Annotated in this window: 10 protein-coding genes; 5 read left to right on the top strand and 5 right to left on the bottom strand. The window is 61.1% G+C overall.

Annotated features, from left to right (window positions below):
• Positions 1 to 155: 155 nt before the first annotated feature.
• Genes arsH through K4G67_RS15470 form a run of 5 tightly spaced genes read right to left on the bottom strand, consistent with a single transcriptional unit; the run spans position 156 to position 3,370 of the window.
• Positions 156 to 896 carry an arsenical resistance protein ArsH gene (gene arsH, locus K4G67_RS15490; protein WP_275588925.1) on the bottom strand — a complete coding sequence of 247 codons (741 nt, stop codon included), beginning with the start codon at positions 894 to 896 and terminating at the stop codon, positions 156 to 158.
• Between the two features lie 15 nt (positions 897 to 911).
• Positions 912 to 1,982, bottom strand: coding sequence for an ACR3 family arsenite efflux transporter (gene arsB / locus K4G67_RS15485; protein ID WP_239807211.1), 1,071 nt, complete (start codon positions 1,980 to 1,982; stop codon positions 912 to 914).
• Between the two features lie 21 nt (positions 1,983 to 2,003).
• Positions 2,004 to 2,438, bottom strand: a complete 435-nt coding sequence (gene arsC, locus K4G67_RS15480; RefSeq protein ID WP_239807210.1) for an arsenate reductase (glutaredoxin) — start codon at positions 2,436 to 2,438, stop codon at positions 2,004 to 2,006.
• Complete coding sequence (locus K4G67_RS15475; RefSeq protein ID WP_239807209.1) at positions 2,435 to 2,968, bottom strand: arsenate reductase ArsC; 534 nt, start codon at positions 2,966 to 2,968, stop codon at positions 2,435 to 2,437. Before K4G67_RS15475 ends, arsC begins: the two co-directional genes overlap by 4 nt.
• A gap of 30 nt (positions 2,969 to 2,998) precedes the next feature.
• The gene (locus K4G67_RS15470; RefSeq protein ID WP_239807208.1) at positions 2,999 to 3,370 is read right to left on the bottom strand and encodes an ArsR/SmtB family transcription factor; all 372 of its coding nucleotides are present in this window, start codon (positions 3,368 to 3,370) and stop codon (positions 2,999 to 3,001) included.
• Between the two features lie 146 nt (positions 3,371 to 3,516).
• Between K4G67_RS15470 and K4G67_RS15465 the strand changes: the two genes are divergently transcribed.
• The 5 genes from K4G67_RS15465 to K4G67_RS15445 all read left to right on the top strand — a co-directional run.
• Entirely contained in the window at positions 3,517 to 6,960 is a 3,444-nt protein-coding gene (locus K4G67_RS15465; protein WP_420830052.1) for a response regulator, read from the top strand.
• Positions 6,960 to 7,784 (top strand): CheR family methyltransferase, encoded by an 825-nt coding sequence (locus K4G67_RS15460; protein ID WP_420830051.1) that lies wholly within the window; start codon positions 6,960 to 6,962, stop codon positions 7,782 to 7,784. Before K4G67_RS15465 ends, K4G67_RS15460 begins: the two co-directional genes overlap by 1 nt.
• Positions 7,781 to 8,347, top strand: coding sequence for a chemotaxis protein CheB (locus K4G67_RS15455; protein WP_239807206.1), 567 nt, complete (start codon positions 7,781 to 7,783; stop codon positions 8,345 to 8,347). Before K4G67_RS15460 ends, K4G67_RS15455 begins: the two co-directional genes overlap by 4 nt.
• On the top strand, positions 8,344 to 9,480 hold the full coding sequence (locus K4G67_RS15450; protein WP_239807205.1) for a hybrid sensor histidine kinase/response regulator: 1,137 nt from the start codon (positions 8,344 to 8,346) through the stop codon (positions 9,478 to 9,480). The genes K4G67_RS15455 and K4G67_RS15450 overlap by 4 nt, the downstream gene beginning before the upstream one ends.
• Before the next feature lie 294 nt (positions 9,481 to 9,774).
• On the top strand, positions 9,775 to 10,338 hold a 564-nt coding region (locus K4G67_RS15445), incomplete at its 3' end, for a transposase (RefSeq protein ID WP_239807204.1).

Here is a 10,338-nt window from a genome sequence, read left to right as displayed (position 1 = left end):
GAAAACCCCATAGCGCACCGCGTGCGGCCCACGGTTCGTGCTTCGGGGACTTCCGTACGCCTCCGGCGCCCGGAACCCTTCACGGTCGGAATGTCTGTTTTGAAGCGTGGATCCCTACGAAGCAGACTTTCTGCACAAGCCGCCTCCGACATTCGTCAGTCTGCTGCTAATCCGGCTTTCTCGACGTGCGTTTCTACTGGCAAACCCTTGTCCACGCGTTCGGAATACCGATCGACCAGTTGATCTGCATGCGGCCGCAGGAGGACAGTGAAGCGGACCAGTTCCTCCATCACGTCGACGATGCGGTCATAATAGGCAGACGGCTTCATCCGGCCCGCTTCGTCGAATTCCTCGTAGGCCTTGGCGACCGAGGACTGGTTGGGGATGGTAAACATGCGCATCCATCGCCCCAGCACGCGCAACGCGTTGACCGTGTTGAAACTCTGCGAACCTGCGCAGACCTGCATCACGGCCAGCGTGCGTCCCTGTGTTGGGCGCAGGCCTTTGTAGGCCAGTGGCAGGTGGTCGATCTGCGCCTTCATGATCCCGGTCATCTGGCCGTGCCGCTCGGGACTGCACCAGACTTGCCCCTCGGACCATAGCGAATGCTCGCGCAGTTCGTGAACGGCAGGATGGTCGTCATCCTTCACTTGGTCAGGTAGAGGCAGGTCCGACGGATCGAAAATCCGCGTTTCGCAGCCGAAGAACTGCAACAGACGAGCCGCTTCCTCAGCGGCCAGCCTCGAATAGGATCGCTCTCGCAGCGATCCGTAGAGCAGCAGGATACGCGGCGGCGGGTCCATTACACCAAGCCCCATTGCTGGGTTGCCATGGAGATACTCGGCACGCAGCGCGGGCAGGTGTTCAGGGTCGGACAGGGTGCGCAGGCGGGACATAAGGCTCGTTCTGTCTCAGGACTGGGGGAAACGATCGCGCGTGCGATTGGCGAAGGCCACCAGCGACAGCATCACCGGGACTTCCACCAGCACGCCGACGACGGTTGCCAGTGCTGCGCCACTTGTCAGGCCGAACAGACCGATGGCGACGGCCACCGCCAGTTCGAAGAAGTTGGAGGTGCCGATCAGCGCGCATGGTGCAGCAATATCGTGCGGCACCTTCCACGCCTTGGCGGCTGCATAGGCGACGGCGAAAATCCCGTAGGATTGGATGATGATCGGGATTGCAATCATCACGATCAGCAGCGGATTGGAGATGATGGTTCCGGCCTGGAAGGCAAACAGCAGCACGACGGTCGCCAGCAGGCCGATGATCGACCAGGGCTTGAGCCGCGCAGTGAAGGCATCGACCGCCGCCTCGTCGCCATCGTGCGAGCGAATGACCTGTCGTCTGGCGATCGCCCCTGCCACCAGCGGAATGACGACATAGAGCACGACCGAGAGGAGCAGCGTCTCCCACGGCACAACGATATCGGTCACGCCCAGCAGCAGCGCCACGATGGGCGCAAAGGCGAAGATCATGACGAGGTCGTTCACCGACACTTGCACCAGCGTGTAGGCCGGATCGCCCCGCGTCAGATGCGACCAGACGAACACCATGGCGGTGCAAGGTGCTGCGCCCAGGATGATGAGCCCGGCGATATACTGGTCCGCGTCACCTTCCGACATCAGCCCGGCGTAGAGATAATCAAAGAACAGCACCGCCAGCGCCGCCATTGTGAATGGCTTGACCAGCCAGTTGACGACCAGCGTGATGACCAGCCCCTTGGGCTTGCGACCTACGTCCTTGATGCTCGAAAAGTCGACGCCCACCATCATCGGGAAGATCATCGCCCAGATCAGCACCGCGACCACGAGATTGACCGAGGCGTATTCGAGATCTGCCAGGAGTCCAATTACACCCGGTGCGACCATGCCAAGTGCCAGACCGGCGAGGATAGCCCCCAGAACCCATAATGACAGGAAGCGTTCGAAGGTGCCGAGGGGCGAGACCGCCGGAGCGGGTTCTGCAATGGTTCGGGTCATTTTACCTGTCCTGACGTTCGCTCAGCGCACGCGCACGCGCACGCCAGCGGCGTCGACCACGTGTTCGCCGTCTTCCTTGGCGAACGCCCCTCGTTGGGCGGCAGGTATGAGGTCGAGCACTTCTTCCGACGGGCGGCAAAGCTTCACCCCGAGCGTTGAAACCACCAATGGGCGGTTGATGAGGATGGGATGCTCCATCATCGCGTCGATCAGCTGCACGTCCGACAGGCCCGGATCGTCGAGACCGAGTTCGGCGAACGGCGTGCCTTTCTCGCGCAGCAGCTCGCGAGGGGTGATGCCGGCCCGTGCGATCAGGCCTTCGAGCATTGCGCGCGAAGGTGGCGTCTTAAGATATTCGACGACGTGCGGCTCGATCCCGACATTGCGGATCATGGCCAGCGCATTGCGCGAAGTTCCGCATTCGGGATTGTGATAGATGATGAGGTCGGAAATCATTGGGCGTCCCCGTCTCTGGCCTGCGCTTTGGTGCTGGCACCTTCCTCGCGCCCGATCTCGGCGAGTTTGGTGCGCATCGCCATCTCGTCGATGGTCTTGATCGGCAGCATCAGGAACAGTTCGATGCGGCGCTTGAGATAACTGAGGGCATCGAGGAACGCCTTGCGCTGGCCTTCACCTTCGACGGCAGCCGGGTCCTCGACACCACAGTGTGCGGTGATTGGCTTACCCGGAAAAGCGGGGCAGCTTTCGCCAGCAGCGTTGTCACAAACGGTGATAATGAAATCGAACTCGGGCGCGCCGGGCTTCGTGAATTCATCCCAGCTTTTCGATTGCAGGCCACCGATCGGATAGCCGAAATTGCCCAGCACTTCGATCGCCATCGGATGCACATCGCCCTTTGGCTGACTACCGGCGCTGCAAGCGGCAAACCGGCCTTCGCCCATCTTGTTCATCAGCGCTTCGCCCAGAATCGAGCGCGCCGAATTCCCGGTGCAGAGAAACAATACGTTGTAGACCTTGTCAGCCATCGGAACCTCGAATTGAACGGTGCTTGATGATTAGTTCTTGCACGCGGCAATCTCGGAGAAATCGGCGCAGAGCAACGGGTCGCCCTGGCAGCAATCTTCCATCAGGAAGGCGAGCAGCTGCCGCATGCCGGCGTAATCCGCGCGGTAGCGGATCACCCGGCTCTCGCGCTGCGATGTCGCAAGGCCTGCCCGCTCGAGATTGGCAAGGTGATGCGACATCGTGGAGGCGGGAACCCCGCATCCCTGCGCAATCTCACCCGCCATCAGCCCATCGGGCCCCGCCTTCACGAGCATGCGGAAGACCGACAATCGCGTTTCGTGCCCGAGGGCCTGCAGGGCATCGACGGCCCAGATCTGATCGCCCTGTGTGATACGAATCTCCGGTTGCTTTGAACGTATCATAAAGCGGCTTCAGACCGGCGCAATCGATAATTCGAGAAGGATCGAAATTACGGATTTCTGCTGTGTATCCTGTCCGGTAGAAAATCAGTTGCCTGCCGGAATTTGCGTGTATTTAGGGCGGCAGGCTCGTCCTTTGAGGTTGATAGATTTTGCAAGAACTGAAGACGAAACAGGGCATCCGTCTCTCCTCCACCCGGTGGTCGATCATCGGCCTGCTGGTGGGCGTCGGGTTCTTCCTCGTCACGGCATATGCCGCCTACTCCAACGTGATCGGGATGCGGGAGAACGAGGCGCGTATCCGCAACACCCACGAGGTGCTCACGGCGCTCGACGAGCTGCTGATCGCGACCCTCGATGTGGAAACTGGCCAACGTGGTTTCGTCATCACTGGTGAAGACAACTATCTCGAGCCCTATCGAGCGGGAGTGGAAGATGCCCGCCGGACCCTGTCGTCGCTTGAAAGGTTCACGCAAGCCAACGAAGTCCAGGTCCAGAACTTCGGCATACTTCGATCAACGGTCGCTACTAGGCTCAGCCTTGCAGAAGATGCGATTGAAACGCGGCGAGCGGACGGGTTCGCAGCAGCCATGGATGTGATCGACAGGGATCAAGGCAAGATCGCGATGGATGCGATCCGCCAGCAGATTGCCCGGATGAACATCGAAGAAGCGCGGGAGCGCCAGCAGCGGGTCGCCGAGCTTGCAGCGGCTTCGCGTGCCGCGATCATCAGCGCCATCGTCACCAGCCTGATCGGCATCGCACTGACGATCGCCATCTTCATCATCATGGCAAGAAACAACCGAGCTCGCGAGCGGCAGAGCTGGCTACAGGCTGCACAGGTGGAATTGAGCGAGGCCATGCGGGGTGAGAAGACGGTGCCCCAGGTGGCTGCCGCCGTGCTGTCGTTTCTTGCCGAAAGAACCGGCGCGAATGCCGGGGCACTCTTCAAGGGCGAGAGCGGCACGTTCAATCGTGCGGCCCTGCTCGGCGTTGCGGATAGCGCCTCCGTGCCGGAGACATTCGGCCTGAACGAAGGCCTCCTCGGCAAGGTGGCGGCGGATGCGCGCGCAACCACGTTGTCGGACATACCCCCCGGCTATCTGAAGATCGGATCGGCACTGGGCAGTGACGCACCGAGACATCTCGTCGTGGCCCCGGTTTTCAACGAAGGTTCGGTGAATGCGGTCGTCGAGCTCGGATATTTCGATGCCGTGGATGATCGCGTGCGCGAACTGCTGGACAATGTCTCCGGCTCGATCGGCGTCGCGCTCCGCTCGGCGCGCTTCCGCGAGCTATTGCAGGAAGCACTGGAGGAAACCCAGCGGCAGGCAGCCGAATTGCAGGCCCAAAGCGAAGAACTGCGGGTTTCCAACGAGGAGCTCGAGGAGCAGGGCAACGCGCTGAAGGAATCCCAAGCGCGCCTTGAACTCCAACAAGTGGAACTGGAACAGACCAACAGCCAGCTCGAAGAGCAGGCGCAGGCCCTTGAAGGACAGCGCGACGAACTGAAGCGCGCGGCGGCCGCGCTGCAGCTCAAGGCGCGCGAGCTGGAACAGGCGAGCCAATACAAGTCGGATTTCCTCGCCAACATGAGCCACGAGTTGCGCACGCCGCTCAATTCTTTGCTGATCCTGTCCAAGCTGCTCGGAGACAACAGCGACGGCAATCTCACCGCCGACCAGGTCAAGTTTGCCCGCACCATCGAATCCTCGGGCAACGATCTGCTGAACCTCATCAACGACATCCTCGACCTGTCGAAGATCGAGGCCGGCCATGTCGAAATCGAGGCTGGCACGGTTTCGACCGATCGGCTGACCTCCGATCTACGCAAGGTTTTCGAGCCGCTTGCACAGCAGCGCGGCCTGGAGCTCAGCATCGCGCTGGAATCCGGTGCGCCGCGTTCGATCGAGACCGACCGGATGCGGCTGGAGCAAGTGCTGAAAAACCTGCTGTCCAACGCGATCAAGTTTACCGAGGACGGAAGCGTCACCCTGACCATATCGCCGGGCGAGAACGATATGGTCGACTTCGCCGTGGCCGACACCGGCATCGGCATCGACGAAGCACAGCGCGAGGCGATCTTCGAAGCCTTCCGTCAGGCGGACGGCACGATCAGTCGCAAGTTCGGCGGCACGGGGCTGGGGCTGTCCATTTCGCGCGAGCTCGTCCGCCTGCTTGGCGGCACCATCCGTCTCGAAAGCGAAAAGGGCAAGGGCAGCACCTTTATCGTCAGTGTGCCCGCCACATATGACCCCGCAATGGTCGCACGGAGGCAGATTCCCTCTGCTGGCGAGGTAGCCACGGAGACGGCGCTCACCCCCTCGCGCGCAACAGCCAGGCCGAAATCCGCAAAAGCGACTGCGCCCGTGCTGGAAGACGACCGCAAGGACCTTTCGGAAGACAAGCGGCTCTTGCTGGTGATCGAGGACGACACGACCTTCGCCGGTATCGTGTGCGACCTGTCGCGCGAGCTGGGCTTCCAGTGCATCATTGCCGGAACAGCGACCGAAGCCATCGAGCTTGCCCGCGAATATCGCCCGAGCGCGATCGTGCTCGATATCGGATTACCCGATCAGTCCGGCCTGACTGTGCTCGACCGGCTCAAGCACGAGGAAGAAACGCGCCATATCCCGATCCACGTGATATCCGGGACGGACCAGAGCCAGACCGCGCTGGCGCTCGGCGCGATCGGCTTTCTCGAAAAGCCCGCCCCGCGCGAACGTCTGGCCGAAGTGCTCTCGGGCTTGCAGGAGAAACTGGCTTCGCGCGTGCGGCGCGTGCTGATCGTGGAGGATGACAAGGTCCAGCGAGAAGCGGTGGCTAGCCTGCTCGGTTCGCAGGATGTTGAGACCGTGGGTGTGGGCACCGTAGCCGAATGCCTCGAGGAATTGCGCGAAGGGCAATACGACTGCATGGTTCTCGACCTCGCACTGCCCGATGCGTCGGGCTTCTCGCTGCTTGAAACGTTGAGCGAGGAAGAGGACGGGCCCCTTCCGCCGGTCATCGTCTATACCGGCCGCGACCTGTCGGCCGACGAGGAGCAGCGCCTGCGCCGCTATTCCAGTTCGATCATCATCAAGGGTGCCAAGTCGCCCGAGCGGCTGCTGGACGAGGTATCGCTGTTCCTCCACCGGGTCGTATCGGATCTTCCACCCGAACAGCGCCAGATGATCGAGAAGGCGCGCCACCGCGACGCCGCGCTCGAGGGCCGGCGCATCCTTATTGTCGAGGATGACGTGCGCAATGTCTACTCGCTCACCAGCATCCTCGAGCCGCGCGGTGCGCTGACGCAGATCGCGCGCAACGGGCAGGAGGCGCTCGACGCGCTCGGCGAGGCTGCGGACGATCCCGATAAGGCCATCGATCTCGTGCTGATGGACGTGATGATGCCGGTGATGGACGGCCTTACCGCCGCCCGCGCGATCCGCTCCGATGCACGCTGGAAGAAACTGCCGATCGTCATGCTCACTGCCAAGGCGATGCCCGACGATCAGCAAAAATGCATTGATGCCGGCGCCAATGATTACATGGCCAAGCCGATCGATGTGGACAAACTGCTGTCGCTGGTGCGCGTATGGATGCCCCGGTAATGGGCGAGAGTATCGAGGATATCGAAATCCAGTTGCTGCTGGATGCCGTCTATCGCCTTTATCACTACGATTTCCGGCACTATGCCCGAGCGTCGATAAAACGGCGGCTGCTGCAGGCCCGCAGCCAGTGGGGATACGACAGCATCTCCGCTATCCAGTCGGCCGTTCTCCACGACGAGAGCATCCTCCCGCAGCTGCTGAATTTCCTCACCGTGCAGGTGAGCGAGATGTTCCGCGATCCATCCTATTTCCGCGCTCTGCGCGAAAAGGTCGTGCCCCATCTGCGCACCTATCCCTCGCTCAAGGTATGGGTTGCAGGTTGCAGCCACGGCGAGGAGCTGTATTCCCTGGCCATTCTCTTCGCAGAAGAGGGGCTGTTCGAAAGAACGATTTTCTACGCTACCGATATCAATCCGGCTGCCCTCCGTGCGGCACAGGCAGGCGTCTTTCCGCTCGACCGCATGCGCCTGTTCACCGAGAATCACCGCCTGTCCGGCGGCCATACCTCGCTCTCCGACCATTACACCGCAGACTACGACCGGGCGGCGTTCAGCAAATCGCTGCGAGAGCGCACTGTCTTTTCGGACCACAGCCTGGTGACCGACGCAGCCTTTGGCGAGATGCACCTGATCTCCTGCCGCAACGTCCTCATCTACTTTGATCGCGAGTTGCAGGACCGGGTTGTGGGCTTGTTCGGGGAGTCGCTCGTGAGAGGCGGTTTTCTCGGCATTGGATCGAAGGAAAGCCTGCGCTTCTCGGAACACGCGGACTTGTTTGTGGAATTCGTGCGAGAGGAAAGAATCTATCGGAGGAGTTCGCAATGACCCTCCAGGCCGTCGTGATCGGCACTTCGGCTGGCGGCGTCCAGGCGCTGTCGCAGGTGCTCCCCAGGCTACCGGCGGATTTTCCCGCCCCGGTTCTCGTGGTCGTCCATGTCCCGCCGAGGCAAAGCAATTCGCTCGTCGACCTGTTCGCCGCGAAGTGTCGGCTTCCGGTCAAGGAGGCGGAGGACAAGGAACCTCTAGCGCCCGGCACGATCTATTTCGCTCCGCCGGATTATCACCTGCTCGTCGAAGCCTGTGGAACCATCGCCCTGTCCTCGGACGAGCCTGTCAATCACTCGCGTCCGGCGATCGATGTGCTGTTCGAAAGCGCAGCCGATGCCTTTGGTCGGGGATTGGCCGGCATCGTCATGACCGGGGCAAACAGCGATGGGGCGCAGGGCCTGCGGGCCGTATACGCCGCCGATGGACAGGCCATCGTGCAAATCCCCGCCACGGCAGAAGTCGCGACCATGCCTGAGGCCGCACTGACCGCCTGTCCCGACGCGCGGACGATGGCACTGGAAAGAATTGTACCCGCTCTGGAGGCGATGATCGCGCGATGACCGATACTGTCAAATTCCTGCTGGTAGACGATCTGGAGGAGAACCTCCTTGCGCTGGAGGCGCTGCTGGCGCGTGAAGATCTTGAACTGCACAAGGCTCACAGCGGGGAGGAAGCTCTCGAACTGATGCTGGGCAACGAATATGCGCTTGCCCTGCTCGACGTGCAGATGCCTGGCATGGATGGCTTCGAATTGGCCGAAATCATGCGCGCAAACGAGCGTTCGCGGCATATTCCAATCATTTTCCTCACCGCAGGCAGCGGGGATGCGGCGCGCAAGTTCCGCGGATACGAGGCAGGCGCGGTCGACTTCATCCAGAAGCCGATCGAAGCCGACATCCTGCGATCCAAGTCGAGCGTCTTCTTCGATATGTTCATTCAGCGTCAGCAGATTATTTTGCAGCGGGACGAGTTGGCAAACTTGACCAAAGCGCTGCAAGCCGCCGACCAGCAAAAGAACCGTTTCCTGGGAGTGCTCGCCCACGAACTGCGCAACCCGCTGGCGGTGCTGGCGGCCGGGCTCAATTTCCTAGAACGTCCGAGAGAGGGTCTGGACCGCGAGACCGTCCACAAATCGATCAGGCAACACCTCGGTCACATGACCCGGCTTGTCGACGATCTGCTCGATATAAACCGTATCGAGCACGGCAAGATATCGCTGCGCAAGGAAAAGCTCTTCCTCGGCGACCTCATGCCGCAAGCACTGGAAATCGTAGGGCCGTCAATCGAGGCGGGAGGTCATGAACTTCTGGTGGATCTTCCCGAAGACCCGATCATGCTCGACGTAGATCCAGCTCGCTTTATCCAGATTGTTGGCAACATCGTCGGCAACGCGGCTCGGTATACACTCAATGGTGGCCGGATCGCTGTCACTGCTGCGAAGTTGAATGATCGCGCGACCCTGACAGTGTCGGATAACGGCGTAGGCATCCCGACCGAACGGCAAACGCTGATTTTCGAAATGTTCGAACAATCGGATAATGGTCTCGGGATCGTCAGTGATGGACTGGGGATCGGTCTCGCACTGGTGAAACAACTCGTCGAACTGCACGGCGGGGAAATACGCCTTGTCAAGAGCGCTCCGGGAGAAGGCAGCACGTTTGAGGTATGGCTGCCACTAGCTCAGCTAGAGTGAACTCGAATGCAGCCGCTTGCGAGCGATTGAGCTCCTTTCTCCGATCATCCAGGACGAGATGCTCCCGGAATAAGAGACGCCCGCGGCAGGTATTCTCATGCATCCGGACGAAGCTCTTTGAGCGCTCGGCGCCAAGGGCGCGGACTGAAAGGATCCGCATTGAGGACGGCAGCTTTCAGGACAAAAAACCAAACCCCCGAATGACCGGAACTGGGGCGTATTCTGTTGAAAAACTCCCCTTGCGAAAGGGGTGAGCTGCTGATTCAGTGATCTTCGCAGTGGGGAGATATGCTGATGATGGGCGAGCGGACGGTGATGCAGGAGGCGCTGTTCTACAGCTTCCGCATCGAGGATCATGTTCCAGCAGATCATCTGCTGCGTGCGATCGACCGGTTCGTCGATCTAACGGGCATCCGTGAACATCTGAAGCCGTTCTACAGCGCGATGGGTCGCTCCTCGATCGATCCCGAACTGATGATCCGAATGCTGATCGTCGGCTACTGCATAGGCATCCGCTCGGAGCGCCGCTTGTGCGAGGAGGTGCATCTCAACCTTGCCTATCGCTGGTTCTGCCGTCTCGATCTCGACGGCGCGGTGCCAGACCACTCGACCTTCTCGAAGAACCGCCACGGGCGGTTCCGCGACAGCGATCTGTTGCGCAAGCTGTTCGAGCTGACCGTCGAGCGCTGCATGGCCGAAGGTCTGGTGGGCGCCGAGGGCTTCGCCGTCGATGCCAGCCTCATCCGCGCGGATGTCCACCGTCAGCGTTCGGTGCCGGGGGAAGAAGGCCTGCCACCCGAGGCTGCGGGCCGCGCGGTGGCCGAATATCTCGACGTGCTCGACGATGCCGCCTTCGGC

The organism is Croceicoccus hydrothermalis, from assembly GCF_022378335.1.
In the GTDB taxonomy this organism is placed as follows: domain Bacteria; phylum Pseudomonadota; class Alphaproteobacteria; order Sphingomonadales; family Sphingomonadaceae; genus Croceicoccus; species Croceicoccus hydrothermalis.
The sequence above is the reverse complement of the archived record's forward strand: the minus strand, read 5'-3'. Positions and strand labels throughout refer to the sequence as shown.